This window comes from Nocardioides sp. WJ219 (genome assembly GCF_058559815.1).
Genome location: NZ_JBZUJV010000007.1, coordinates 70,907 through 97,412, shown reverse-complemented (window position 1 = coordinate 97,412; position 26,506 = coordinate 70,907). Strand labels below are relative to the sequence as shown.

Here is a 26,506-nt window from a genome sequence, read left to right as displayed (position 1 = left end):
CCCCTTCGGTGCCGGGGAGGCGCTGCCCCGGCGTCAGTAGGACTTGGGGAGCCCCAGCGAGTGCATGGCCACGAAGTTGAGGATCATCTCGCGGCTCACCGGCGCGATCCGCGAGACGCGGCTGGCCACCAGCAGCCCCGCCATCCCGTACTCCTGGCTCGCGCCGTTGCCGCCGTGGGTCTGCACGGCGCGGTCGACGACGTCGCAGGCGGCCTCGGCGGCGGCGTACTTGGCCATGTTGGCGGCCGGGCCGGCGGCGGTCTCGTCGCCGGCGTCGTAGAGGGCGGCCGCCTTCTGGGTCATCAGCCGCGCCATCTCGATCTCGATGTGGCTCTGGGCCAGCGGGTGCGCGATGGCCTGGTGGCTGCCGATCGGCACGTCGAAGACCGTGCGCTCCTTGGCGTACGCCGTCGCCTTCTCCAGCGCGTAGCGGGCCATGCCGAGGCTGAACGACGCCGCCATGATCCGCTCGGGGTTGAGCCCGGCGAACAGCTGCACGAGACCACCGTTCTCGTCGCCCACCAGCGCGTCGGCCGGCAGCCGGACGTCGTCGATGAACACCTGGAACTGCTTCTCCGGGGAGACCATCTCGACCGGGATGTGGTGGTAGGTGAGGCCGGGGCTGTCGGTCGGGACGACGAGCAGGACCGGCTTGACCTTGCCGGTCCGGGCGTCCTCGGTGCGGGCGACGACGAGCACGTTGTCGGACTCGTCGACGCCGGAGATCCAGATCTTCTGGCCGCTGAGCACCCAGCTGTCGCCGTCGCGGCGCGCGGTGGTGGTGATGTTGTGGGTGTTGGTGCCGGCGTCGGGCTCGGTGATCGCGAACGCCATCGTGCTGGTGCCGTCGCACAGGCCGGGGAGCCAGCGCCGCTTCTGGTCCTCGGTGCCGTACTTGCTGATCACGGTGCCGCAGATCGCGGGGCTGACGACCATCAGCAGCAGCGGGCAGCCCTGCGCGGCTAGCTCCTCGCAGACCGCGGCGATGTCGCCGATGCCGCCGCCCCCGCCGCCGTACTCCTCGGGGATGTTGATGCCGAGGTAGCCGTGGCGGCCGATCTCGAGCCACAGCTCGGTGGTCTTCTCGCCGGCGCGGGCCTTCTGGGTGAACCACTCGCGGCCGTACTTGCTCGCCATCTTGGCGACCTGGACGCGGAGCTCCTGGCGCTCGTCGGGCTCGGTGAACGTGCTCATTCGTGCTCCTCCACTACGGCGAGGACCTCGCCGGCCGCGACCTGCGACCCGGGGTGTGCCTCGATCTGGGTGACCACGCCGTCGGTCGGCGCGGTCACGGTGTGCTGCATCTTCATCGCCTCGAGCACCAGCACGACCTCGCCCCGGAGCACGCGCTGGCCGGCCTCGACCGCCACCGCGACGACCGTGCCGGGCATCGGCGCGAGCAGGCTGCCGCTCGCCACCGCGTCGGCGGGGTCGACGAACCGGGGGGTGCGCCGCAGGGCGACGTGCCCGCCCGGCCAGTCGACGTCGTACGAACCGGCGGTCCCGGCGACCACCTCGTACGACGTCCGGACGCCGCCGACCTCGAGGGTGACCCGGCTCGGGCCGGCGTCGACGACCGTCACGCCGTCGACGGAGTAGCCGTCGCGGCTGCCGTACCACTCCACGACGGTGCCGTCGTCGAACGCCGTGCGCTGCGGCTGGCTGACGACGTTGCGCCAGGCGACCGGCGCGCCGCGCTGGACGGTGCGGGCCGTGCGAGTCTGCTCGGCGACCGCGATCGCCGCGGCGACGTCGGGGCGGCCGGTGCGCGCGGGTCGCGCGAGCGGCTCGTCGAGGAACGCCGTGCTCACCTCGCCGGCGAGGAACCGCGGGTCGCGCAGCACGGCGACGAGCTGGTCACGGTTGGTGGTGAGGCCGTGGATGCGCGCGCGGCGGAGGACGCCGGCGAGCCGGCGGGCGGCCCCGGCCCGGGTGGGCGCCCAGGCGACGACCTTGGCCAGCATGGCGTCGTAGTGGGTCGAGACCTCGCTGCCGGAGACGAACCCGGTGTCGACCCGGATGCCGTCCTCGACCGGGATCTCGAACGCCGTGAGCCGGCCGCTCTGCGGCTGGTAGCCGGCGTCGGGGTCCTCGGCGTAGAGGCGGACCTCGATGGCGTGGCCGGTGGGCTCGCCGGCCGGGGTGGGGGCCCGCCCCTCCGCCACCGCGAGCTGCTCGGCGACCAGGTCGAGGCCGTGGGTGAGCTCGGTGACCGGGTGCTCGACCTGGAGCCGGGTGTTCATCTCCAGGAACCAGAACCGGTCGGCGGCCTCGTCGTAGAGGAACTCGACGGTGCCGGCGCCGAGGTAGCCGATGGCGGCGGCCGCGGCGCGGGCCGCCTCGTGCAGGGCGGCGCGGGTGGCGTCGGGGAGCCGCGGCGCGGGCGCCTCCTCGACCACCTTCTGGTGGCGCCGCTGCAGCGAGCAGTCGCGCTCGCCGTGGACCTGGACGCCGTCGGGGTGCCCGACGACCTGCACCTCGACGTGCCGGCCACGCTCGACGTACGGCTCGACGAACACGGTGCCGTCGCCGAACGCCGACGCCGCCTCGGCGGTGGCCTTCTCGACCTCGCCCGGCAGGTCGGCCAGGCTCCGGACGATCCGCATGCCGCGGCCACCGCCCCCGGCGCTGGCCTTGACGATGAGCGGGAGGTCGGCCTCGGTCGGCTCGGCGGGTGCCGTCAGGACCGGCACCCCGGCCCGCTCCATCAGCAGCTTGGCCTCGATCTTGGAGCCCATCGCCTCGATGGACTCCGGCGCCGGCCCCACCCAGGTGATCCCGGCGGCCTGGACCGCCCGGGCGAAGTCGGCGTTCTCGGAGAGGAACCCGTAACCCGGGTGGATCGCGTCGGCTCCGGCGCGGGTGGCCGCCTCGATGACGAGGTCGGCGCGCAGGTAGGTCTGCGCCGGGCTGGTGCCGGGCAGGTGCACGGCATGGTCGGCCTCGGCGACGTAGGGCAGCCCGGCGTCGGCGTCGGAGTGGACCGCCACGGTCTCGATCCCGAGGGTGCGGCAGGTGCGGAACACGCGGCTGGCGATCTCGGCCCGGTTGGCGACCAGGAGTCGGGTGATCATCGGTGGGCTCCTGGGTTGCTGTTGCCGCGCGATCGCGCGGGAACGACAGATTTCGTGGGCTCGGAACTGTCAATGCCGTTCGATCGCGCGGGAACGGCAGATCTCACGGGCCCGGAACTGCCAATGCCGTTCGATCGCGCGGGAACGACAGATCTGACGGGCCCGGAACTGTCAATGCCGTTCGATCGCGCGGGAACGACAGGTCGCACCGCTGCTCTCTCGATCACGGCCGGAACACCCCGAACCGGTCGGTGCCGGCGTAGGGCCGGTTCTCGATCACCGAGAGGCAGATGCCGAGCACGGTGCGGGTGTCGCGGGGGTCGATGACGCCGTCGTCGTAGAGCATCCCGGAGAGGAAGTGCGGCAGCGACTGCTCCTCGACCTGGGCCTCGACGAGGTCCTTGATGCCACCGAAGCCCGCGGCGTCGAAGGCCTCGCCCTTGGACTCCGCCGACTGCCGCGCCACGATCTCCAGGACGCCGGCCAGCTGGGCCGGGCCCATCACCGCCGACTTGGCGCTGGGCCAGGTGAAGAGGAAGCGGGGGTCGTAGGCGCGGCCGTTCATGCCGTAGTTGCCGGCGCCGTAGGACGCCCCCATGATCACCGTCAGGTGCGGCACGGTGGAGTTGCTGATCGCGTTGATCATCATCGCGCCGTGCTTGATGATGCCGCCCTGCTCGTAGTCCTTGCCGACCATGTAGCCGGTGGTGTTGTGCAGGAACAGCAGCGGGGTGTCGGTCTGGTTGGCCAGCTGCACGAACTGCGTGGCCTTCTGCGCGTCCTCGCTGAACAGCACCCCCTGGGCGTTGGCGAGGATGCCCACCGGGCGGCCGTGGATGCGACCCCAGCCGGTGACCAGCGAGGTGCCGTAGAGCGGCTTGAACTCGTCGAGGACCGCGCCGTTGGCGGCGGAGACGCCGTCGCAGAGGTGGGCGATCACGGCGCGCGGGTCGAACGGCACCTTGAGGTCGCTCGGGACCAGGTCGAGCAGGTCGTCGGGGTCGACGGCGGGCTCGGCGTACGACGCGGGGGCGGGCTCGGCGGTCGCCTTGCGCCAGTTGAGCCGGGCCACGATCCGGCGTCCGATCCGGATGGCGTCGTGCTCGTCGTCGGCGAGGTGGTCGGCCAGGCCGGAGGTGCGGGCGTGCATCTCGGCTCCGCCGAGCGACTCGTCGTCGGACTCCTCGCCGGTGGCCATCTTGACCAGCGGCGGGCCGCCCAGGAACACCTTGGCGCGCTCCCGGACCATCACGGTGTGGTCGCTCATGCCGGGCACGTAGGCGCCGCCGGCGGTGGAGTTGCCGAAGACCAGCGCGATCGTCGGGACCTTGGCGGCGCTGGAGCGGGTGAGGTCGCGGAACAGCTTGCCGCCGGGGATGAAGATCTCCTTCTGCGTCGGCAGGTCGGCGCCGCCGGACTCGACCAGCGAGATCGTCGGGAGCCCGTTCTCCTCGGCGATCTGGGCGGCCCGGAAGATCTTCTTGACCGTCCAGGGGTTGCTGGCGCCGCCCTTCACCGAGGGGTCGTTGGCGGTGATCATGCACTCCACGCCCTCGACGACACCGATGCCGGTGACCACCGACGCACCGACGGTGAAGTCCGACCCCCAGCCCGCCAACGGCGAGAGCTCGAGGAACGCCGAGCCCTCGTCGACGAGCAGCTCGATCCGCTCGCGCGGCATCAGCTTGCCGCGGTCGTGGTGGCGCTGCACGCTGCGCTCGCCGCCGCCGGCGACCGCCTTGGCGTGCTCGGCGTCGAGCGCGGCGAGCTTGTCGAGCATCGCGGTCCGGTTGTCGGCGCTCACGAGGCGTAGCCCAGCAGCTTGGCGCTCAGGTCGGTGAGCACCTCGGTGGCCCCACCGCCGATCGGGAGGATCCGGGCGTCGCGGTAGTGCCGCTCGACCTCGGTGCCGCGCAGGTAGCCGGCACCGCCGTGCAGCTGGACCGCCTGGTCGCAGACGTACGTCGCGGCGTTGCAGGCGGTCTCCTTGGCCAGGCACACCTCGGCGATCACGCTCTCGCCGGCCACGTGGCGGCGGGCGACCTCCCGGGCGTAGGTGCGGGCCACCTCGACCTGGCGCCGCATCTCGACCAGCTTGTGGCGCACCACCTGGTTGCTGATCAGCGGCCGTCCGAACGTCTCGCGGTCGCGGCAGTACTGCGCGGTCAGCCCGAGCGCGCGCCCCGCGATGCCGTAGGCGTGCACGGCGAGCGCCATCCGCTCGACGACGAACTGCTCGGCGATCTGGTAGAAGCCCTGGCCCTCCTCGCCGACCAGGTTGGCGACCGGGACGCGCACGTCGACGTAGGACAGCTCGGCGGTGTCGGAGCACAGCCAGCCCATCTTGCTCAGGGTCCGGTCGACGGTGAACCCGGGTGTGCCGGCCTCGACCACGAGCAGGCTGATCCCGGCGTGGCCGGGCCCGCCGGTGCGGACCGCGGTGGTCACGAAGTCGGCGCGGGTGCCGCTGGTGATGAAGGTCTTGGCGCCGTTGACGACGTAGTGGTCGCCCTCCCGGACGGCGGTGGTGCGGAGTCCGGCGACGTCGGAGCCGCCGCCGGGCTCGGTGACGGCCAGCGACCCGATCTGCTCGCCGGCGAGGGTCGGCCGCACGAACCGGTCGACGAGGTCGCTGCTGCCCGAGGACACCATGTGGGGCAGGGCGATCCCGTGGGTGAACAGCGCCGACATCAGGCCGGAGGAGGCCCCGGCCCCGAACATGCCTTCCTGCAGGTCGGTCGTGTCGAGCAGGTCGCCGCCCTGGCCGCCGACCTCCTCGGGGAACCCGACGCCGAGCAGCCCCTGCCGGGCCGCGGCGAGGTGGAGCTCGCGCGGCAGGCTGCCCTCGTCCTCCCAGCGGTCGAGGTGGGGCAGGACCTCGCGCCGGGTGAACTCGGCACCGACGTCCTTGATGTCCATCAGAGCAGGCCTTCCTGGATGTGGACGTAGCGGGAGCGCACCCACTCCCCCAGGCCCTTGGCCTGGGGGTCGAAGCGGGTGGAGGCGGCGACGCCCTCGCCGAGGAGGCCGCGGAGGAGCACGTTGACGGCGCCGAGGTGGGGCAGCACGTAGACCTCGACGGCGTCGTCGGGGAGGTCGGCCGCCTCGGGCACGAGCTCGCGCACCTTGCGGGGGGTGATGACCTTGGTCAGCCAGGTGACCCGCTCGGCGTACTTCTCCGAGCCGTCGTGGGCGACCCAGAGCCCGAGGTTGGCGTCGCCGCCCTTGTCGCCCGACCGGGCGTGCACGAACGAGCCGAGCGGCACCCGGCGGGTCACCGAGTCCGGCGGCGCCGGGTAGGGCGAGGGCCGGCGACCGTGGTCGTCGTCGGCCTCGGCGTACGCCGGGGGGTCGGCGACGACCTCGCGCCGACCGTCGGCGTGCACCACGGTCTGGGTGACGGCGGCGCGGTCGACGTAGGCCGGCCGGTAGACGCCGTAGGGCGTCGGGTGCCCGGGCGGCGAGGTCATCGTGAAGCCGGGGTAGGAGCCGAGGGCGAGCTCGACCAGCGGCCCGGTGAAGGCCTTGCCGACCGGGCCGGCCTCGGGGTCCTTGGCGGTCACGCGGAGCAGGCAGGACGCCCCCTCCTCGGTGTCGGCGTCCGCGAGGGGCAGGGCCGTCCGGGTCCAGGTGACCGTCGACGCCGTGAACGCACCGTCGAGCTGGGCGCGGACCCAGTCGGCCTTGGCGTCGATGTCGAGCCCGGTGAGCACCAGCTCCATGGTGTTGCGGAAGCCGCCGAGGGTGTTGATCCCGACCTTGAGCCGCTCGGGCGGCGCCTGGCCGCGCACGCTGCTGACCGCGACCCGGTCGGCCCCGTCCTGGGCCAGGCGGACGGTGTCGAGGTGCGTGGTGACGTCGGGACCGAGGTAGCGGGTCGACTGGATCTCGTAGACCAGCTGGGCGGTGACGGTGTCGACGGTGACCGCGCCGCCGGTGCCGGCGTGCTTGGTCACCACGAACGAGCCGTCCGCCTCGATCTCGGCGATCGGGAACCCGAGCGGACGGCCCCCCAGCGACTCGCGCGGCAGCGTGGTGAACCCCGAGAAGTTGCCGCCGGTGGCCTGGGTGCCGCACTCGAGGACGTGGCCGGCGACGACGGCGCCGGCCAGCTCGTCGTACGCCGTCGCGCCCCAGCCGTGGTGGGCGACGGCCGGCCCGACGACCAGGGAGGCGTCGGTGACCCGGCCGGTCACGACGACGTCGGCGCCCTGGCGCAGGGCGGCCGCGATGCCGAACCCGCCCAGGTAGGCGTTGGCCGTGAGCGCCCCGCTGATCCCGAGCTCCTCGGCGCGGGGGCGGACGTCGTCGCCCTCGACGTGCGCGATCGCCGGGTCGAGGCCGAGGCCACGCGCGACCTCGCGCAGCCGGTCGGCGAGGCCGGCGGGGTTGAGGCCGCCGGCGTTGCTGACGATCCGGACGCGCTGCTCGAGCGCGAGGCCGAGGCAGTCCTCGACCTGGCGGACGAAGGTGCGGGCGTAGCCGAGGCTGGCGTCCTTCATCGTGTCCCTGCCGAGGATGAGCATGGTCAGCTCGGCGAGGTAGTCGCCGGTGAGCACGTCGAGCTCGCCCTGCTCCAGCATCTCGCGCATCGCGGAGAGCCGGTCGCCGTAGAAGCCCGAGCAGTTGCCGACCCGCAGCGGCGCGGTCATGCGGTGGCCTCGCGACCGGCGCCCGAGGGTCCGGCGAAGCACTGGGCGACGTCGAGCCAGGCGTCGGCGCCGGGGCCGCTGGCGACGAGGTCGGTGTCGGCGCGGTGGACGCGCTGGGTGACGAGGCGGCAGAAGTCGAGGGCGGGGCCGGTGACCGACTCCGGCGCCTCGTCGGGCCCCCACGCCCACGTCTCGCCGCTCGGGGCGGTGAGCACCACCCGCACGTCGGCCAGTGGCACCTCGAGGCCGTGGGTGGCGAAGGAGTGGGCGCGGGTGCGGACGCCGAGGTGGGCGACGTGCCGGATCCGGTCGGACGGCTCCAGCGCGCGGCCGAGGGCCTCGTGCACGTCGAGCGAGTGGGCCCAGGTCTCCATGAACCGCGCGGTCGCCATCGACGGCGCCGCCATCGAGGTGCCGAACCACGGCATCTTGCCGCCCTCGGGGACCGCGCGCAGCGCGGCGACCAGCGCGGCGCGGCCGGCGTCCCAGCGGGCCAGGAGGTCGGTCGGCGGGAGGGTCTCGAGGTCGTGGGCCCCGGTGTCGACGAAGCCCGTGGGGTCGGCGGCGGCGGCGCGGGCCAGGGCGCCCCAGGCGGTGGCGTCGAGGTGGGCGGTGGCCGCGGCCGTAGCGGTCTCGTCGGTCCAGAGGAGGTGTGCGACCTGGGTGGCGACGGTCCAACCCGGAGCGGGGGTGGGCGTGGCCCAGCCGGCGGCGTCGAGGCCGGCGACGACGGTGCGCAGCCGGTCGCCCTCGGCGGCGAGGTCGTCGAGGAGGTCGTCGAGGAGGCTCATGCGTCTGCTCCCGTGAGCTGGGTGTCGAGCACGAGGGCCCACTGGTCGAGGATCGCCGTACGGCGTCGCGCGTCGTCGGTGATGGTGGTGGCGAGCCCGAGCCCGCGGACCAGGTCGAGGGTGGCCTGCACGAGCTCGCGCACCCCGGGTCGCGACTCGTCGGCGCCGAGGGCCTCGACGACGAGCCGGTGCGCCTCGCGGCCGACCCGCTGCTCCAGCGGCGCGACTGCGGCGAGCAGGGCGGCGTCGGTGCGCGCCGCGACCCACAGCTCGAGCGCGGCGAAGAAGACCGGGGAGGCGAAGTGGTCGCCGAGCATCTGCAGGACCGCCCTCGTGCGCCGCTCGCCGTCCGGCAGGGTCGCGGCAGCGGCGGCCAGCTCGGCGCCGCGCACCACCGTGAGGTGCTCGACCGCGGCCACCACCAGGTCGTTCTTGCTCGGGAAGTGGTGCAGCTGGGCGCCGCGGCTGACGCCGGCGCGCTCGGAGACGAGCGTGGTCGACGTGCCGGCGAACCCGCGCTCGACCAGGCACTCGACCGTGGCCTCGAGCAGGCGCGCCCGCATCGCCCGGGTGCGCTCCTCCTGGGGCACCCGGCCCGGCGGCGTCGTCGCGGTGGTCACGACGACGACGATGCCGCACCCACCAACAAACAGTCAAGCCTGACTTTATCTGCCGTCAACGCGGCGCCGTGCCCCCGCGTTGTCCTCGCGTGAACCGCTCCTGCGCCCTGCTCCTCGCCGCCACCGTCCTCGTCGTGCCCGGGGGGACCGCCGGTGCGGCGGCCCCGTCGTGCGGCGGGCAGGAAGCGACGGTGGTCGGCCACGGCGAGCGGCACCTGCAGGGCACCCGCGGACCGGACGTGGTCGTCACCGGCGGTGCCCGCAGCGTCGATGCCCGGTCCGGCGACGACGTCGTCTGCGTGACCGGGCCCGTCGGCGCCACGACGTACGTCGACGCCGGGGACGGCGACGACGAGGTGCGCGGCGGTGCGGGCGCCGCCGAGCACCACCTCGGCCGCGGCTCCGACACCTTCGTCGGCGGAGCCGGCGACGAGACCGTCGACGCCGGCGACGGCGGCGACCTGGCCGAGCGCGACGAGCCCGACGTCGTCCGCGCCGGCGCGGGTGACGACGTCGTCGAGTCGGGCGCGCTGTGGGTCGACCTGCGCGACGACCTGGCGCTCGGCACCGGCGACGACACGATGCTCCTCGCCGGCCGGGTCCTCGCACCCGGTGCCCGGCTCGACGGCGGCGCGGGCTCGGACGACCTCGACCTGCGCTGGAGCGACGCCTACCTCGACACCGACACCGGTGACCCCGACGCCGAGCTCGACTGGGTCTTCCGCAACGGCGCGGCGACCGGTGCGGCCACGGCGGGCGGGGTGGAGAAGCTGCGGTGGCACGAGGTCGAGCGCTTCGGCCTGTTCGCCCCCGTCCGGTCCTACGTCTTCGTCGGGGGGCCGGACGACGAGGAGGTCCGCTGGGACAACCTCGCCTCCCGGTCCCTTCCGTCCGTCGCCCTGGGTGGCGGCGACGACGTCCTGCGCGCCTTCGAGGACCCCCGTACCTCCGGGCCCCTCGCCCCGACGGACGGGGTCACCGGCGGGACCGGACGCGACCTGGTCGACCTGCGCCTGTCGTGCTCCACCACCGACGTCGACCTCCGCTCCGACGCCTACCGCTGCGGTCGGTCGGGGCGTGCCCTGACGCTGGCCCTCACGCAGGTCGAGGACGTCGAGCTCACCGGCGGGCGGGTGACGGTGCAGGGCACCCCCCGCGCCGACCGCGTCACCGTGCAGGCCTGCCGGGCGACGGTGCGCGGCGGTCCCGGGGCCGACGTGCTGCGCACCCGCGACCGCGACTCCTACTTCCAGCAGGTCCTCGTCGGCTGCTCGCGGTCGTCGATGGGACCGTTGGTCCTCGCCGGCGACGGAGGCGCCGACGTGCTGCGGGGCTCGCGGCACGACGACCGGCTGCTGGGCGGCGCCGGACGCGACACGGCCCACGGCCGGGCCGGGCGCGACACGTGCCGCGCCGAGGCACGACGGGCCTGCGAGCGGTAGAGCGCCCCGTCAGGTGCGCTCGGCGAGTCCCGCCGGACCGACCATCATCAGGTCGAACTCGATGGCGCGCATCGTCTCGCGGTCGCGGTTGACCAGGTACATCCCGGTTGTCTCGAAGCCCGCGGACTCGTAGAGCGCGAGCTGGTCGGCGAACCGCGGCATGCCGTCGTAGATCGGCACCATCGCGACCTCCGACTGGAGCCCGTAGAGCTCGCGGACCCGGTCGCCGGCGCCGCGGAACGTCTCGACGTCGTAGCCCTGGGTGTCCATCTTGAGGAACGGCCGTGGCGCGTCGAGACCGGTCATCACCTCGTCCCAGACGTCGGCGAGGCGACGGATCCGGATCTCGCGCGTCGTGGTCGCGTCGAGCGCGCCGTGCCACTGCCGACCGAACTCGCTCGCCGGGAGCAGCGAGCTGAGGGTGCCGGGCGACCAGTTGATCTCGGCGGTGCCGTCGGCGTCGCCGAGGGCGCAGGGGACGACGAGCCAGTCCGGGTCGTCGGCCGCCTCGCGCTCGAGCTCGGCGGCCAGGTCGGGGACCGGCTCGAAGGACACGATGCGCCCGCGGTAGCCCTGCCGGCGGGCGTGCTTGGCGAACTGCCCGATGTTGGCGCCGACGTCGAGCACGACGTCGATCCGCAGCTCGCGCAGCAGCCACGCGGTGTGCTGGGCGGCGAGGAAGCTCGCGACCCCGCGCTCGAAGCGTCCCTGCCGGCGGCGCGCCACCCCCGGTTCGAAGACGATGGTGGCCTGCTGCTCGGGCGGCCCGAGGGGTCGGACGCGGCGCTTGACCCCCTCCCGGACGAAGAGCCAGGTGTCGTCGTCGACCCAGCGACGCTGGTAGCCGGGGATCTCGGGGTCTGCGGGGGGCTGGCGCGGCATGACGCACACCGTAGTCAGGGCCGGAACCGCCCGACCGTCGCGACCACGATCGGGTGGTCGGAGACCCGGTCGTCGTAGGGCGAGCCGTCGGAGACGTAGCCGGTGAACTCGACACCGGTCCCCAGGATCCAGTCGATCTGCGGCTCCTCCGGCGGGACGCAGTCGCCCCGGGCGTGGCTGCCGCCGTTGGCCGAGACCATCAGGCCGCCCCGCGTGAGCGGGCAGAACGCCTCCTCCTCGGCGTTGAGGTCACCGAGCAGGAGCACCGCCCGCCCCGCGGCCCGCTCCTCGACCGCCCAGGCCCGCTCGCGGCGGACCGCGTCGGCGCGCCAGCGCGACGCCTCGCCGTAGTTGTCGGCGGGGTTGTGGACGTCGAGCACGCTGACCACCCGCCCGGAGGCCCGGTGCCGCAGCCGCACGACCGGCATCGGCTTGGGCTGGCCTCCGAAGTACGGGATCTCGACGCTCGCGGTCGAGACCAGCGCGAACACCGACCTGCGCCACACGATGGCGTTGTCGGTCTCGCCGGCGTAGCCCCAGGCCCGCCCGAGACGCCGGCGCAGCGCCGCGGACTGGGGCGGCTGCAGCTCCTGCAGCCCCAGGACGTCGGGCCGGTAGCGCTCGACGAGCGCCAGCACACCCGGCAGGCGCTCGCGGGCGGACGGCCAGTCAGCCCGGCCGCCGCTCGGCCGCGTGTGCGTCGCACCGAGGACGTTGAACGTCGCGACGGTCAGCAGCCGGCGCCGCGGCAGGTCGGCGTCGGGCTCGGCCGGGTCCGACACCGCCGGCCGCCCCGGACCGTCGTCGTCCGGGCTGCACGCGGCCAGCAGCGGGATCCCCACGACCAGCGCGGCGACGCCGGTCGCCAGGCTGCGGGACCACCTCACCCGCGACACCGTACGGCGCGGCGGCCGGCCTCAGCGGTAGGTGAGGTGGTCGCCCTCGAGGTGGGGGTGCTCGTTGAAGGTCAGCAGGCGGGCCCCGGTGGAGCCGACGACGAGGCGGGTCACCGAGGAGTTCACCGTCACCGTGTTGTGGCGGGTCCACCGGCGGGCCAGGGCGGCCTGGTCGTCGTCGTCGGGGTCGGCGAGCGCGGCGGCGACCACGCCGATGACGCCGCCGGAGGTGACGACGACGGCCGTCTCGCCGGAGCCGGCGCGCGCGGCCACCCGGTCGAGGGCACGGCGTACCCGGCCCACGAAGGCGGGCCACGACTCGTCGAATTCGCCGTCGCCGGCGGTCCAGCGCCGTGTGGCCTCCTCGAAGATGCGCTGGGCGTCGCGCCCGTCGACCGGCCCCGTCGCCGCCTCGGGGTGGCTGGCGACGATGCCGAGGTGGTCGAACTCGTCCCAGTCGGGGTCGACCGTGGGCTCGAGGGACCAGCCGGCGGCCTCGGCGAGGGCCTCCGTGGTCTCGCGGTGGCGGCGCAACCCGCCCCGCACCAGCGTCGTCGGGACGACGCCGCGCGCGGCCAGCCACGCGCCGAGCAGGCGCCCCTGCTCCCAGCCGGTGGGCGAGAGGACGTCGTAGTCGGCGGCGCCGTAGGACGCCTGGCCGTGACGGACCAGCAGCACGACGCCCATCAGCCGGCGATCAGGCCGCGGCAGCGGGTCTCGAGGTAGCCGACCGCCGGGCCGAGGACGGCGTAGGCCTCGTTGGTGGTCTGGCGGTGCACGTAGCGGTACCAGATCTGCTGGGCGATCACGGCGAGCCGGAACAGCCCGAAGACCTCGTAGAAGAGCCACCCGCCGGCCGGGAGCGCGAGGCCCGACCGCTCGCAGTAGGCCGTCACGACCTGCGCGCGGGTCCACATGCCCGGGGTGGTCGTCGGCTGGCGCCGGAACATCTGGAAGACCTCGTCGTCGCCGGCCTCGACCCAGTAGGCCAGGGCCCCGCCGAGGTCCATCAACGGGTCGCCGACGGTGGCCATCTCCCAGTCGAGCACGGCCCGGACGGCGAGCGTGCGGGGGTCGAGCACGAGGTTGTCGAGGCGGAAGTCGTTGTGGATCATCCGTTGCGCCACGTCGCCGGGCTGCTCGGCGTCGAGCCAGGCGAGCACGTCGGACCAGTCGCCGGTGTCGTCGGTGCGCGCGTCGGCGAACCGCCTCGTCCACCCGCCGACCTGGCGGGCGACGTAGCCGTCGCCGCGGTGGAGCGCCGCGAGGGCCGGCACGGCGTCGACGTCGACGCCGTGCAGCGCGACCAGGGTGTCGACGGCCGCGTCGCACAGGTCGGCGGCCTGGGCGGGGGTCACCGGGAAGCCGAGGTCCTGCCGCGGGACGGCACCCTCGACCTTCTCCATCACGTAGAACTCCGAGCCGATCACCGACGCGTCGGTGCAGAGGCCGACCATCGTCGGCACCTGGGGGAACACCGGCGCCAACGCGGCCTGCACGTCGTGCTCGCGGCCCATGTCGTGGGCACCCCGGGGCTTGGTGCCGCCGGGCGGGCGGCGCAGGATCAGGTCGGGCTGCGCCTGGGGGTCGGCGTACCGCAGCAGGTAGGTGAGGTTGCTGGCGCCGCCGCGGAACTGGCGCACCTCGGCGATCCGCCCACGCCCGGTGCGCTCGTCGATCCACGCCGCGACGGCGTCGACGTCGAAGGCGTCCTCGTCGCGGACGGCGCGGGCCGGGTTGCCGTCGTGCGCGTCGCCGTCGGTCACCGGCGGGCGCCGTACTTGCCGAGCTCGAGGCGCGCGATCACGCCCCGGTGCACCTCGTCGGGGCCGTCGGCGAGCCGCAGGGCGCGGGCCGTCGTCCAGGCGCCGGCGAGCGGGTGGTCGTCGGACAGGCCACCGCCGCCGTGCAGCTGGATGGCCATGTCGATGACCTGCTGGGCGACGTTGGGCGCGGCGACCTTGATCTGCGCGACCTCCGACAGGGCGTTGAGCGGGCCGCCGACGTCGAGCTTCCAGGCGGCGTTGAGCACGAGGAGGCGCACCGAGTCGATCGCGATGCGGGCCTCGGCGATGCGCTCGCGGTTGCCGCCGAGGTTGGCGATCGGCTTGCCGAACGCCGTGCGTTCGAGGGCGCGCTCGCACGCCAGCTCGAGGGCCATCTCCGCCAGGCCGATGAGGCGCATGCAGTGGTGGACGCGGCCCGGGCCGAGCCGGCCCTGCGCGATCGAGAACGCCTCGCCGGGTCCGCCGATGACGTTGGCGAGCGGCACCCGGACGTCGGTGAACGACACCTCCCCGTGGCCGAGCGGCTCGTCCTGGAAGCCCATCGTCGACAGCATCCGCTCGACCTCCACGCCCGGGGTCTCGCGCGGGACCAGCACCATCGAGTGCCGGTGGTGGCGGTCGGCGTCCGGGTCGGTCAGGCCCATGAAGATCATCACGCGGCAGTCGGGGTGGCCGATGCCCGACGTCCACCACTTGCGGCCGTTGACGACCACCTCGTCGCCGTCGACCACGGCGGTCGCGGCCATGTTGGTGGCGTCGGACGACGCCACGTCGGGCTCGGTCATCGCGAACGCGCTGCGGATCCGACCGTCGAGGAGCGGCTCGAGCCACTCGTCCTGCTGGGCCTCGGTGCCGTACTTGAGCAGCACCTCCATGTTGCCGGTGTCGGGCGCGTTGCAGTTGAGCACCAGCGGCGCGATCGCCGACCGGCCGGTCAGCTCGGCGATGGGGGCGTAGTCGACGTTGGAGAGGCCCTCGCCGTACCTGTCGGCGAAGCGTCCGACGTGGCCCTCGGGCAGGAAGAGGCTCCACAGGCCGCGCTCGCGGGCCTTGGTCTTGAGCTCCTCGATGAGCGGGAGCGGCTGCCACGGGTCACCGTCGCGGCGGGCGGCGGCGAGGTCGCGGTGGTAGTCGCGCTCGACCGGCTCGACCTCCTCGGCGAGGAACGCGCGGACGCGGTCGGTGAGGTCGGCGGCTCGGGGCGAGGGTGCGAAGTCCACGTCGTGACCGTAACCGGGCGTGGGAGGATCGTCGCCGTGCGCCTGCTCCTCCTCGCGACGACGGTCGCTGTGCTCGTCCTCGGCGGCTGCAGCGACGACGTCGACCTCGGGCAGGACGACGACCGCGAGCCCGTGCCGGGCGCCGTGCAGACCGGCCTGGCCGCCCTCTACGCCGGCGACGACCCGACCCCCGAGGTCACCGCCGAGAGCGAGTGCTTCGCCACCGCGCTGACCGAGCGGCTCACGCTCGACGAGCTCGTCGACGCCGAGCTGGTCAAGGACGACGGCACGGTCACCGAGGTCGCCCCGATGCTCGAGGTCGACGTCGCCGAGGCGTGGGTCGACGCCGCCGACTCGTGCGCTCCGTTCGTCGAGGTCTCGACGCGTGCGCTCACCGCCCAGACCAAGGGCCGCCTCGACCCGGCGGCCTACCGGGAGTGCCTGACCGGCGCGATCGAGCCCGACCGCATCCGCGCCGCCCTCGTCGCCACCCTCAGCGGCGGCTTCTCCGACGACCCCGCCGTCGACGAGCTGAGCGCAGCCCAGGCCGACTGCGCGACGTCCGCGGTGCCCAGCGACTGACGCTGCGGGGGATAGTTCGTGACGTCATCGACGTCGTGGCGCCCCCGGGACGTCGATGACGTCACGGAGTACCCCCGCGTCAGGCCGCGACCGTCGTGATCACCCGGGCGCGGTCGGCCGGGTCGGCCCAGGCGGCGCGGGTGCGGCGGAGGCGGCGGCCCGACCACAGCAGCATCGGGGCGGCGAGCAGGAACGGGAGCGCCCAGGTGCCCACCTGGGCCCCGACCGAGAACACCAGCCCGGTCAGGGTGGTGGTGAGGGCGAGCCGGGCGGAGTACTGGACCATCGTCGCGGGCGGCGCCGGGGTGGCGCGCGAGGAACGCAGGTCGACGGCGTACGGCCGCTGCGACGACCACCGCATGGCCGCGGCCACCACCTGCACCGTCACCACGGCCAGCGTGGCGCCGAGGGCGGTCAGCTCGGCGGGTGACGGCAGTCCGGCGCGCAGGCTCGCGACCGCGACGGTGAGCAGCGAGGCCGCGAGCAGGAACTCCCCGAGCACGTAGGCGCGGGCGTCGAAGACCGTCGTCGCCGCGACCGGCAGGCTCTCGCGCCACAGGGCGCCACGGCTGTCGAGGCACCAGGCGTTGACGCCGTAGAGCAGCGCGCCGCCGGAGGCGACCAGGCCCGGCAGCACGGTCATCGCCGACCACGGCAGGTCGCCGAGCAGGGCGACCAGCGCCGGGCCGAGCGCCAGCACCACCACGCCGCGCCGCATCGGCACCGCGCGCCACACCGACGACCGGTCGGTGCGGACCATGGTGCCGAGCACCGACCGGGGCATCGAGCGGACCGGGTAGGACCCGCTCTCGACCTTGAGCTCGTCGCGCGGCACCCGGTGCGCCGCGATGTGCGCGGGGACGGCGCCCAGCGCGACCAGGAGCACCAGCGCGACGGCCAGGACCGCCACGGTGACGGCCCAGCGCAGCGTCGGGCCGTCGAGCATCGCCAGGACCAGGTGCAGGGTCGGGACCTGGTCGAAGGCGTCGATGAGGTTGTTGGACAGCTGCAGCCCGAGCGCCACCCCGAACGTGACCACGTTGAGCCCGCGCACCACCGAGATGCCGTGCGGCACCCGGCGGACCCCCTCGAACGACCAGGCGAGCACCTGCGCGAACGCCGTCCCGACCCCGAGCCAGACGAGCACGACCACCTGGGCCGTGGGCAGGGTGCCGGGCCCCACGGCGTACGCCGTCGTGCCGAGCAGCAGCCAGGCCTGGATCATCCAGGCGGTGTTGAGGGGGGCGAGGAGCAGCGCGCCGAGGTGGTCGGTGGTGGGGCTGATCGGCTGGGTCGCGGCGGGGTCGCGGGCGAGCAGCTCGCGGCCGCCTCCCGACGCCGCCGCCGAGACCGCGGCGAGGAGCACGAAGGCGGCCAGGGCCGTGGGCAGCAGGACAACGACGTCGCGGGCCCGGCCGGTGGACTCGCCGGCGCCGGGGGCGAACGCCGGGACGACCGCGACCGCCACCGTCAGCGCCAGGACCCCGAGTCCGACCGCCCGCGCCTTCCGGCTCCGGGCCGCGGAGCGGCGGAAGCGCAGCAGGTGGGCGACGTCGGCGACGGCCCGGACGGCGGCCGCGACGGGCCTGTCGACCGGGACCTCAGTCGAGGAGGCCGCGGTAGGCACGGGCGCCGTCCTCCCCGACCATGTCCGAGGACGGCACGGTGGCGACCCCGGACCCGCCACGCAGCACGCACACCGTGCTGCTGGCCTCGATCGCGAGCTCGCGCAGGTGGGTCGAGACGAGCACGCAGGCGCCGCGGGCGCGGGCGTCGTTGACGACGTCGAGGGTCGCGTCGACGCCGATCGGGTCGACGCCGTCGAAGGGCTCGTCGAGCAGCAGCACGCGCGGCTCGTGCAGCGCCGCGAGCAGCACGCTGAGCCGGCGGCCCATGCCGTGGCTGAAGCCCGCCGTCACCCGGTGGGCGACGTCGCCGAGCTCGAAGCGCTCGAGCAGGTCGCGCGCCCGCGCGTCCCAGTCGGGCAGCCGCCGCAGCCGGGCCGACAGCTGGATGTGCTCCCACGGCGTCGCGCGCGGCACCAGCCCGCCCACGTCGGGGCAGTAGCCGACCGACTGCTTGACCCGCAGCGGTTGCTGGACGACGTCGTGGCCCGCGACCACCACCGACCCGCCGGTGGGCGGCACCACCCCCGCCAGCACCCGCATCGTGGTGGACTTGCCGGCCCCGTTGCGGCCGAGCAGCGCCGTGGACTGCCCGGCGTACGCCGTGAGGTCGACGCCGGCGACCGCCTCGACCTGCCCGAAGCGCACCTGCAGACCGCGCACCTCGACGAGCGGGGCACCCGGGAGCATCCCGCCATCCTCGCCCCACTGACGTGGCCCGGACACTCCCTTCCAACGAAGATGGCCCGCTCGGGTCACGAGGTGTGGCCGAACGGACGTCGGCGACCCACGCTGGTCGAGCCGGGCGAGCGCCAGCGAGCCCGAGTCGAGACCCGGCAAGGATGCCTACCCTGCGGGGGTCTCGACTCGCGGAGACTTCGTCCCCGCGGCTCGACCACCGCCCACGCTGGTCGAGCCGGGCGAGCGCCAGCGAGCCCGAGTCGAGACCCGGCGAGGCGACCGCCCCGCCGGGCCCCGCCTCGTCAGCTGTTCTGCGGGAACCCCAGGTTGAGGCCGCCGTGGCTCTTGCTCGGGTCGAGCCAGCGGGCGGTGACGGCCTTCTCGCGGGTGAAGAAGTCGACGCCGGAGGGTCCGTAGGCCTTGGCGTCGCCGAAGAGCGACGCCTTCCAGCCGCCGAAGGAGTGGTAGGCGACCGGCACCGGGATCGGCACGTTGATGCCGACCATGCCGACCTCGACGTCCTGCTGGAAGCGCCGGGCGGCGCCGCCGTCGTTGGTGAAGATGGCGGTGCCGTTGCCGTAGGGGCTGCCGTTGATCAGCGCCAGCCCCTCGGCGTACGACGCCACCCGCACGACCGAGAGGACCGGGCCGAAGATCTCGTCGGTGTAGACCGTCGAGGTGGTGCCCACGTGGTCGACCAGCGAGGGCCCGAGCCAGAAGCCGTCGGCCGCTCCTCCCTTCGGCTCGACGCCGCGGCCGTCGACGACGACGGTGGCGCCGTCGGTGGTGGCGACGTCGAGGTAGCCGGCGACCTTGTCGCGGTGCTCGCGGGTGATCAGCGGGCCCATGTCGGCGTCGCCGCGACCGTCGCCGGTGACCAGCCGGCCCATCCGGTCGCGGACCTTCTCGACCAGCTCGTCACCGACGGGGTCGACGGCGAGCACGACCGAGATCGCCATGCACCGCTCGCCGGCCGAGCCGAAGCCGGCGTTGACCGCGGCGTCGGCGACCAGGTCGAGGTCGGCGTCGGGCAGCACCAGCATGTGGTTCTTGGCACCGCCCAGGGCCTGGACGCGCTTGCCGGCGGCCGTGCCCTTCTCGTAGACGTAGCGGGCGATCGGGGTGGAGCCGACGAACGAGATCGAGGCGACGTCGGGGTGCTCGAGCAGGGCGTCGACGGCCTCCTTGTCGCCGTGGACGACGTTGAGCACCCCGTCGGGCAGGCCGGCCTCGGTGAGCACCTCGGCGAGCCAGTTGGCCACCGACGGGTCCTTCTCCGACGGCTTGAGCACCACCGTGTTGCCGGTGGCGATCGCGATCGGGAAGAACCACATCGGCACCATCGCCGGGAAGTTGAACGGGCTGATGATCCCGACGACGCCGAGCGGCTCCTTGACGGAGTAGACGTCGACGTCGGTCGAGACGCTCTGGGAGTAGCCGCCCTTGGTCAGGTGGGGCATCGAGCACGCGAACTCGACGACCTCGAGGCCGCGCGCGACCTCACCGGCGGCGTCGCTGAGCACCTTGCCGTGCTCGGAGGTCAGCAGCGCCGCGAGCTCGTCGCGGCGGCCGTGGAGCAGCTCGCGGAACTTGAACATCACGGTCTGGCGCTTGGCGATCGACGAGCGGCCCCAGCCGCCCTGCCCGTCGCTGCCGACGTACGCCGCCCGCGCGGCGGCGACGGCCGCGTCGACGTCGGCGGCGGAGCCGAGCCGCACGTGCTTGGTGACCTCGCCGATCGCCGGGTCGTAGACCGGGCCGGTGCGGTCGGAGTCGCCGGCGGTCAGCGAGCCGCCGATCCAGTGGTCGAGCGTGGGGGTGGCCATCAGGAGATCTCCTTGTCGAGCAGGGTGAGGACGTCGTCGTAGATCGCCAGTGCCTCGGCGACCTCGTCGTCGGTGACGACGCACGGGGGGACGACGTGGATGCGGTTGTCGACGGCGAACGGGACGAGCCCGCGCGCCAGCAGCTCCTTCTTGGCCAGCCCGATGTGGGCCGGCGCCACCGGGGCCCGGGTGGCGCGGTCGGTGACCAGGTCGAGCGCCCAGAAGACGCCGAGCCCGCGCACCTCGCCGACGACGGGGTGCTTCTCGGCGAGCTCGCGGAGACCGGGTCCGATCACGTCGACGCCGACCCGCTGGGCGTTGGCGACGATGCCCTCGGACTCCATCGCGTCGAGCGCCGCGACGATCGAGGCGGCGGCGAGCGGGTGGCCGGAGTAGGTGAGACCGCCGGGGAAGACGGTCTCGTCGAAGTCGGCGGCGATCTCGTCGCTCATCACGACGCCGCCGACCGGCACGTAGCCGGAGTTGACGCCCTTGGCGAAGGTGATCAGGTCGGGCCCGCGGCCCGCCAGCTCGGGGAAGGCGTCGAACGCGAACCACTCCCCCGCGCGCCCGAACCCCGCCATCACCTCGTCGAGGATCATCACGATGCCGTGGGTGTCGCACAGCTCGCGGACGCCGGCGAGGTAGCCCGGCGGCGGGACCAGCACGCCCGCCGTACCGGGGATCGTCTCGAGCAGCACGGCCGCCACCGACGCCGGCCCCTCGCACTCGATCACGCGCCGCAGGTGCCGCAGCGCCCGCTCGGCCTCCTCCTCGGGGGTCGTCGCCCAGAACTCGCTGCGGTAGAGGTACGGCCCGAAGACGTGCACGTGGGCACGGGCGAACTCGTTGGGCACCCGCCGCCAGTCGCCCGTCGCGACCACGGCCGCGCCGGTGTTGCCGTGGTAGCTGCGGTAGGTCGAGACCACCTTGTCGCGGCGGGTGTGCAGGCGGGCCATCCGGATCGCGTTCTCGTTGGCGTCGGCGCCGCCGTTGGTGAAGAACACCTTGTCCATCCCGTCGGGGGCCCGCCCGGTGATCCGCCGGGCGGCCTCGCCGCGGTGCAGGTTGGCCGTCGACGGCGCGATCGTGGCCAGCCGCCCCGCCTGCTCCTGGATCGCCGCGACCACCGCCGGGTGCTGGTGGCCGATGTTGACGTTGACCAGCTGGCTGGAGAAGTCGAGGTAGCGGTTGCCGGCGTGGTCCCACACCCGGGAGCCGAGGCCTCCCGCGACCACCAGCGGGTCGAGCGCGGCCTGCGCCGACCACGAGTGGAACACGTGGGTCTTGTCGAGCCGCTTGGTCTCGGCGTCGAGGTCGAGCCCCGTCGCCTGGTCGGTCGCCGTCGTCATCGTCGGTCTCCTCGTTGGAAAGGTTGTCTGTCTGCTGCGGGGGTTTCGACTCGCTGATCGCGCCCTCGCAAGCTCGGTCGCGGCGCTCGCTCAACCGGCTCGGGTCGCCCCGGGCCTCGTTCCTCGGCCCGGGGCGCCTCCCTCAGCTTCCGCCCTCGGTGAGCTCGACCTCGATCGGCTCGAACTCGGCGCCGGTGGTGTCCACCTCGTCGCCGAGCTCCTCGATGGCCTGCTCGATGTAGGTGTTGTCGTACGCCGTCTCCGGCGGTGCGGCGGTGATCAGGTTCTGCCCCTGCTCGTTGACCGCGGCCATCGCACCCTCGACGGTCTGGTCCCAGGCCGCCTGGTCGATGACGCCGATGCCGTTCTCGGCCGGCCAGATGAGCTTGTTGGTCTCGTTGGCCATCCACAGCTCGTGGCTCGGTCCCCAGCTGGAGCCGGCGGCGAGGGTGATCTCCGCGGCCTGCTCGACGTTGTCGCGGGCGTAGGCCCAGCCCTTGATGACGGCCTTGAGGAACTTCACGGTCCGGGCGGCGTACGCCTCGTCCTCCAGGCACGCGGCGTCGGCCCAGATCGCGTCCTGCAGCATCGCGCCCTCGGTGTCCTCGTAGGAGATCACGTTGAAGTCCTCGGGCTGGTAGAGCTCACCGGTGTCGGGGTTGGGCGTCTCGAGCAGCTGGGCGAACTCGTTGTAGGTCATCGCCTGGGCCGCGTCGATGTCGCCCTGCAGGAAGGCGTTCATGTTGAAGTCCTGGGTGACGATCTCGACCGACTCGGCGTCGAGGCCCTCGGCGGCCATCGCGGCGAAGATCTCCCACTCGTTGCCGAACCCCCACGAGCCGATCCGCTTGCCCTCGAAGTCGGCCACCGACTCGATGCCCGAGTCGGCCATGGAGACCTGGAGGGTGCCGGAGCGCTGGAAGACCTGGGCGACGTTGGTGAGGTTGGCCCCCTGCTCGATGGAGCCGAGCACCTTGGGCACCCAGGCGATCGCGTAGTCGGCGTCGCCGTTGGCCAGGGCGTCCTGCGGGACGATGTCGCCGCCGGACTCGACGATCTCGACCTCGAGGCCCTCCTCCTCGAAGAAGCCCTGGTCGGCGGCGGCGAAGTAGCCGGCGAACTGGGCCTGCGGCAGCCACTGCAGCTGCAGGGTGACCTGGTCGCCGGTGTTGCAGTCGCCGCCCCCGCCGCCACCGCTGTCGTCGCCGCCGCCGTCGTCGCCGCCGCAGGCGGCGAGGGTGGTGGCGGTGAGGGCGAGGGTGGCGCCGACCGCGAGCCGTCGGCGCAATGACTTCATCATGGGAGTTCCTTTCGGCGGTGCTGGGCGGGGACGCTCGCCTCGCGACGGTGCGGGGACGGACGGTGGGGTGCGGGGACCTGCACGGAACGCCTCATCGGGCGCTCCCGGTCGGTAGTCGGTGCTGCACGAGGCGTTCGAGCAGCACGGTGACGACGTAGGCGACCAGCCCGAGCACGATGGCCGCCATCACGTAGGCCCAGGCGCGGGCGTAGGCGCTGGTGGCGGCGCTGGTGGAGATGAAGCTGCCGAGGCCGCCCCGGGGACCCCCGAAGTACTCCGCGACGAGCGCGGAGATGACCGCGAGCGAGCTCGCGACCCGGATGCCGGTGAGCACGAACGGCGCCGCCGACGGGAGGGTGAGCGAGCGGAACGTCTGCCACGCGGAGGCGGAGTAGGAGTGCATCAGGTCGCGGTGCAGCGGCGTCGTCTGGCGCAGGCCGCGGACGGTGTTGACGTAGACCGGCACGAACGCCGCGATGGCCGCGACGGCCCGGCGGCCGTACTCGCTGTCGGCGCCGTACATCGAGTTGAGCACCGGGGCCAGCGCCACGATCGGCACCACGGCGAGCGAGGCCACGACGAAGGCGAGCATGCCGTCGACGACCCGCGCCCAGACCGCGAGCGCGGCGAGCAGGATCCCGAGCAGGGTGCCGAAGACCAGGCCGATCGCGGCGTTGGTGCCGGTGACCCAGAACGCCTCGCGGACCGAGTCGAGGTTGTCCTGGAGCTCGGTCCAGATCTCGTTGGGTCCCGGCAGCAGGTACGGCGAGACCTCGACCACCGAGACCAGGAACTGCCACACGGCCAGCCCGATCACGCCCACCACGACGGGGGCGACGATCCGGCCGGCACGCTCGGTGGTGGGGGTCACCGCTCCTCCGCGCCGCTCGAGGCGACCGGGGCTCCGTGCAGCGCCTCGCGCACCTCGGTCACCTTGGTGAAGAACGCAGGGTCCTCGCGCAGCCGCTGGTCGCGGACGACGTCGCGCCCGATGCCGGTGACGACCTCGTCGGTGATCCGTCCCGGCCGTGCCGACATCACCAGCACCCGGTCGGCGAGGAAGACGGCCTCGGGGATGGAGTGGGTGACGAAGACGACCGCGGCGCCGGTCTCGACCGAGATCCGGGCCAGCTCGGCCTGCATCCGCTCGCGGGTCATCTCGTCGAGGGCGCCGAAGGGCTCGTCCATGAGCAGCAGCCGCGGCCGCTCGGCGAGCGAGCGCGCGATCGCGACCCGCTGCTGCATGCCGCCCGAGAGCTGGTCGGGACGCGACTTGGCGAAGTCGGACAGGCCGACCATGTCGACCAGCTCGGCCACCCGCTGCTTGCGCTCGCTGCGGGACGCCCCGTGCAGCTCGAGCGGGAGCGCGATGTTGCTGGCCACGGAGCGCCAGGGCAGCAGCCCCGCCTGCTGGAAGGCGATGCCGTAGTCCTGGTCGACGCGGGCCTTGGCCGCGGCCTTGCCGTAGACCTCGAGCGTGCCGCTGCTCGGCTTCTCGAGGTCGGCGACCAGCCGCATCAGCGTCGACTTGCCGCAGCCCGACGGGCCGATGAGGGCGACGAACTCGCCAGCGGCGACGGTCAGGTCGACGTCGGCCAGCGCGGTGACCTGGGTCTTGCGCGACCCGAAGGTCTTGGTCACACCGACGGCGCGGACCGCGGGCGGGCTGCCGAACGCCTCGGTGGGGGTCGGGTCGCCCGCGTGGGCCGGGGCGGGCTTGTCGAGGTGCACGTGGTCCTTCGGGTGGGGTTCGGTGGTGCGGTCGGTGGTCACGAGGCCTCCCCGCGTCGGTAGTTGCGCAGCAGCAGCCCGAGCAGGGCGATGAAACCGCCCGCCACCAGCCCGAGCACGACGGCCCCGAAGATCGGCGCCCAGGCCTTCTCGGGGTCGCCCGAGGCCTGCCCGGCGTAGGTGACGAGCATCCGGCCGATGCCGTCGGGGTAGACGATCGACACCTCGGCGACGACGGTGCCGACGACCGCGCCGGCGGCGCCGAGCCGCAGCGCCGGGAGCAGGTAGGGGACGGCGGCCGGGAGCCGCACCCGGCGCAGCGTGGCCCACCAGCCGGCGTCGTAGGTGTGCATCAGCTCGGTGTGGATCCGGTCGGAGGCCTGCAGGCCGCGCAACGCGCCCACCGCCACCGGGAAGAAGGCGAGGTAGCTGGCGATCACGGCCACCGACATCCACGGCGGCCACTCCCAGCCGCCGATCTCGATGCGGGAGCCCCAGCTGCGCACCATCGGCGCGAACGCGATCAGGGGCACGGTCTGGCTGAGCACGATCCACGGCAGCAGCCCCCACTCGGCCAGCCGGAGCCGCGCCATCAGCAGGGCGAGCAGCAGGCCGATGACCGTGCCGGCCAGCCACCCGGCGGCGGCGACCTTGAGCGAGACCAGGACGGCGTCGCCCACCACCTGCCACAGCGGCTCGGCGCCGCGCATGCTGGTGACCGGCTCGCCCAGGCGCTGGGCCATGTCCCACACGTGCGGCATGGCGAGGTCGGTGGTACGCGGCAGCACCCGGTTGTCGCCGACGACGACGCCGTTCTCGGGAGCGAGGGCCTTGTAGGCCTCCCACGCCCCGGCCACCGCGACCAGGCCGAGGACGCCGAGCACCGCCGAGCGGAGCACCGGCCAGGCGCCGGCGCCCAGGCGCGAGCGGGCGCTGACCAGCCCGGGGGCGGCGGTGGTCTGTGCGACGGCGGACATTCAGGCCTTCGCGGTGACGTGGTCGCGGAGGCGGGGCATGACCGACTCGCCGTAGAGGCGCATCGTCTCCTCCTTGTTGTCGTGCTGGAGGTAGACCGCGAACTGGTCGACGCCGATGGCCTTGAGCTCCTCGAGCTTGGCGACGTGGTCCTCGACGCCGCCGAGGATGCAGAAGCGGTCGACGATCTCGTCGGGCACGAAGTCGACGTGGTCGTTGTCGGCCTTGCCGTGGGAGTTGTAGTCGTAGCCCTCGCGGCCCTTGATGTAGTCGGTCAGGGCCTGCGGCACGTCGCCGGAGTCGCCGTACTTGGCGACGATGTCGGCGACGTGGTTGCCGACCATGCCCCCGAACCAGCGGCACTGCTCGCGCATGTGCTGCAGGTCGTCGCCGACGTACGCCGGGGCGGCCACGCAGAACGTGATCGCGTCGGGGTCGCGGCCGGCGTCGGCGGCGGCCTTGCGGACCGCGCCGATCATCCAGCGCGCGATGTCGACGTCGGCGAGCTGGAGGATGAAGCCGTCACCGACCTCGCCGGTGGTCTTCAGCGCCAGCGGGCCGTACGCCGCCACCCACACCTCGAGCTCGGAGGTGCGCGCCCACGGGAACTGGAGGGTGGTGCCGTTGACCTCGACCGGCCGGCAGTTGGCGAGCTCACGGATCACGTGGGTCGCCTCGCGGACGTCCTTGAGCGTGGTCGGCTTGCCGTTGAGCACCCGGACCGCCGAGTCGCCGCGACCGATCCCGCAGACCGTGCGGTTGCCGTACATCTCGTTGAGGGTGGCGAAGACCGACGCGGTGACCGTCCAGTCGCGGGTGGCCGGGTTGGTGACCATCGGCCCCACGACCACGCGCCGGGTCTCGGCGAGGATGGCGGAGTAGATGACGTAGGGCTCCTGCCACAGCAGGTGGGAGTCAAAGGTCCACACGTAGTCGAACCCGTGCTCCTCGGCCTGCTTGGCCAGGCCGACGGTGCGCCAGGCGGGTGGGTTGGTCTGCAGCACGACGCCGAAGTCCACGAGGGTTCCTTCCACACGGTGGTCGAGGAGGCCGGTCACGGCCGTCTCGAG

Annotated in this window: 23 protein-coding genes; 2 read left to right on the top strand and 21 right to left on the bottom strand. The window is 73.7% G+C overall.

The genetic code is table 11. From position 1 onward, the window contains the following. Window positions 1-33: 33 nt before the first annotated feature. The 7 genes from AC4MBH_RS17125 to AC4MBH_RS17095 form a co-directional block, all read right to left on the bottom strand. Entirely contained in the window at window positions 34-1,194 is a 1,161-nt protein-coding gene (locus AC4MBH_RS17125; protein WP_491796306.1) for an acyl-CoA dehydrogenase family protein, read from the bottom strand. Continuing rightward, window positions 1,191-3,074, bottom strand: coding sequence for an acetyl/propionyl/methylcrotonyl-CoA carboxylase subunit alpha (locus tag AC4MBH_RS17120; RefSeq protein WP_491796304.1), 1,884 nt, complete (start codon window positions 3,072-3,074; stop codon window positions 1,191-1,193). The genes AC4MBH_RS17125 and AC4MBH_RS17120 overlap by 4 nt, the downstream gene beginning before the upstream one ends. 223 nt (window positions 3,075-3,297) lie before the next feature. Next, the gene (locus tag AC4MBH_RS17115; RefSeq protein ID WP_491796500.1) at window positions 3,298-4,854 is read right to left on the bottom strand and encodes an acyl-CoA carboxylase subunit beta; all 1,557 of its coding nucleotides are present in this window, start codon (window positions 4,852-4,854) and stop codon (window positions 3,298-3,300) included. Window positions 4,855-4,874: 20 nt separating this feature from the next. Next, window positions 4,875-5,993 (bottom strand): acyl-CoA dehydrogenase family protein, encoded by a 1,119-nt coding sequence (locus AC4MBH_RS17110; RefSeq protein ID WP_491796302.1) that lies wholly within the window; start codon window positions 5,991-5,993, stop codon window positions 4,875-4,877. Continuing rightward, complete coding sequence (locus tag AC4MBH_RS17105; protein WP_491796300.1) at window positions 5,993-7,726, bottom strand: acyclic terpene utilization AtuA family protein; 1,734 nt, start codon at window positions 7,724-7,726, stop codon at window positions 5,993-5,995. Before AC4MBH_RS17105 ends, AC4MBH_RS17110 begins: the two co-directional genes overlap by 1 nt. Continuing rightward, window positions 7,723-8,517 (bottom strand): TIGR03084 family metal-binding protein, encoded by a 795-nt coding sequence (locus tag AC4MBH_RS17100; RefSeq protein ID WP_491796298.1) that lies wholly within the window; start codon window positions 8,515-8,517, stop codon window positions 7,723-7,725. Before AC4MBH_RS17100 ends, AC4MBH_RS17105 begins: the two co-directional genes overlap by 4 nt. Next, window positions 8,514-9,137 carry a TetR/AcrR family transcriptional regulator gene (locus tag AC4MBH_RS17095; protein ID WP_491796296.1) on the bottom strand — a complete coding sequence of 208 codons (624 nt, stop codon included), beginning with the start codon at window positions 9,135-9,137 and terminating at the stop codon, window positions 8,514-8,516. The genes AC4MBH_RS17100 and AC4MBH_RS17095 overlap by 4 nt, the downstream gene beginning before the upstream one ends. 89 nt (window positions 9,138-9,226) lie before the next feature. Here AC4MBH_RS17095 and AC4MBH_RS17090 point away from each other — a divergent pair, with 89 nt between their 5' ends. Then, window positions 9,227-10,579 carry a hypothetical protein gene (locus AC4MBH_RS17090; RefSeq protein ID WP_491796294.1) on the top strand — a complete coding sequence of 451 codons (1,353 nt, stop codon included), beginning with the start codon at window positions 9,227-9,229 and terminating at the stop codon, window positions 10,577-10,579. A gap of 9 nt (window positions 10,580-10,588) precedes the next feature. Here AC4MBH_RS17090 and AC4MBH_RS17085 read toward each other — a convergent pair whose 3' ends face one another. Genes AC4MBH_RS17085 through AC4MBH_RS17065 form a run of 5 tightly spaced genes read right to left on the bottom strand, consistent with a single transcriptional unit; the run spans window position 10,589 to window position 15,364 of the window. Then, window positions 10,589-11,461: an FkbM family methyltransferase gene (locus AC4MBH_RS17085; RefSeq protein WP_491796292.1), complete on the bottom strand. Its 873-nt coding sequence runs from the start codon at window positions 11,459-11,461 to the stop codon at window positions 10,589-10,591. Between the two features lie 14 nt (window positions 11,462-11,475). Continuing rightward, window positions 11,476-12,348, bottom strand: a complete 873-nt coding sequence (locus tag AC4MBH_RS17080; protein ID WP_491796291.1) for an endonuclease/exonuclease/phosphatase family protein — start codon at window positions 12,346-12,348, stop codon at window positions 11,476-11,478. A gap of 30 nt (window positions 12,349-12,378) precedes the next feature. Then, window positions 12,379-13,044, bottom strand: a complete 666-nt coding sequence (locus AC4MBH_RS17075; RefSeq protein WP_491796289.1) for a histidine phosphatase family protein — start codon at window positions 13,042-13,044, stop codon at window positions 12,379-12,381. After that, window positions 13,044-14,123 carry a phosphotransferase family protein gene (locus tag AC4MBH_RS17070; protein WP_491796287.1) on the bottom strand — a complete coding sequence of 360 codons (1,080 nt, stop codon included), beginning with the start codon at window positions 14,121-14,123 and terminating at the stop codon, window positions 13,044-13,046. Before AC4MBH_RS17070 ends, AC4MBH_RS17075 begins: the two co-directional genes overlap by 1 nt. Further along, window positions 14,120-15,364, bottom strand: coding sequence for an acyl-CoA dehydrogenase family protein (locus AC4MBH_RS17065; RefSeq protein ID WP_491796285.1), 1,245 nt, complete (start codon window positions 15,362-15,364; stop codon window positions 14,120-14,122). Before AC4MBH_RS17065 ends, AC4MBH_RS17070 begins: the two co-directional genes overlap by 4 nt. Window positions 15,365-15,400: 36 nt before the next feature. Here AC4MBH_RS17065 and AC4MBH_RS17060 point away from each other — a divergent pair, with 36 nt between their 5' ends. Then, window positions 15,401-15,946 carry a hypothetical protein gene (locus AC4MBH_RS17060; RefSeq protein ID WP_491796283.1) on the top strand — a complete coding sequence of 182 codons (546 nt, stop codon included), beginning with the start codon at window positions 15,401-15,403 and terminating at the stop codon, window positions 15,944-15,946. Between the two features lie 79 nt (window positions 15,947-16,025). Here AC4MBH_RS17060 and AC4MBH_RS17055 read toward each other — a convergent pair whose 3' ends face one another. The 9 genes from AC4MBH_RS17055 to AC4MBH_RS17015 form a co-directional block, all read right to left on the bottom strand. Next, window positions 16,026-17,573, bottom strand: coding sequence for a hypothetical protein (locus tag AC4MBH_RS17055; protein WP_491796281.1), 1,548 nt, complete (start codon window positions 17,571-17,573; stop codon window positions 16,026-16,028). After that, window positions 17,548-18,261 carry an ABC transporter ATP-binding protein gene (locus AC4MBH_RS17050; protein ID WP_491796280.1) on the bottom strand — a complete coding sequence of 238 codons (714 nt, stop codon included), beginning with the start codon at window positions 18,259-18,261 and terminating at the stop codon, window positions 17,548-17,550. Before AC4MBH_RS17050 ends, AC4MBH_RS17055 begins: the two co-directional genes overlap by 26 nt. Window positions 18,262-18,554: 293 nt before the next feature. Beyond that, entirely contained in the window at window positions 18,555-20,078 is a 1,524-nt protein-coding gene (locus AC4MBH_RS17045; protein ID WP_491796278.1) for a CoA-acylating methylmalonate-semialdehyde dehydrogenase, read from the bottom strand. After that, entirely contained in the window at window positions 20,078-21,430 is a 1,353-nt protein-coding gene (locus AC4MBH_RS17040; protein ID WP_491796277.1) for an aspartate aminotransferase family protein, read from the bottom strand. Before AC4MBH_RS17040 ends, AC4MBH_RS17045 begins: the two co-directional genes overlap by 1 nt. 142 nt (window positions 21,431-21,572) lie before the next feature. Continuing rightward, entirely contained in the window at window positions 21,573-22,730 is a 1,158-nt protein-coding gene (locus AC4MBH_RS17035) for an ABC transporter substrate-binding protein (protein WP_491796275.1), read from the bottom strand. A gap of 91 nt (window positions 22,731-22,821) precedes the next feature. Continuing rightward, window positions 22,822-23,601 (bottom strand): ABC transporter permease, encoded by a 780-nt coding sequence (locus AC4MBH_RS17030; protein ID WP_491796273.1) that lies wholly within the window; start codon window positions 23,599-23,601, stop codon window positions 22,822-22,824. Next, window positions 23,598-24,503 carry an ABC transporter ATP-binding protein gene (locus AC4MBH_RS17025; protein ID WP_491796271.1) on the bottom strand — a complete coding sequence of 302 codons (906 nt, stop codon included), beginning with the start codon at window positions 24,501-24,503 and terminating at the stop codon, window positions 23,598-23,600. Before AC4MBH_RS17025 ends, AC4MBH_RS17030 begins: the two co-directional genes overlap by 4 nt. After that, window positions 24,500-25,438 carry an ABC transporter permease gene (locus AC4MBH_RS17020; RefSeq protein ID WP_491796270.1) on the bottom strand — a complete coding sequence of 313 codons (939 nt, stop codon included), beginning with the start codon at window positions 25,436-25,438 and terminating at the stop codon, window positions 24,500-24,502. The genes AC4MBH_RS17025 and AC4MBH_RS17020 overlap by 4 nt, the downstream gene beginning before the upstream one ends. Continuing rightward, a complete protein-coding gene (locus AC4MBH_RS17015; RefSeq protein ID WP_491796269.1) occupies window positions 25,439-26,494 on the bottom strand; it encodes a TIGR03842 family LLM class F420-dependent oxidoreductase in 1,056 nt (351 codons plus the stop codon). Window positions 26,495-26,506 lie beyond the last annotated feature (12 nt).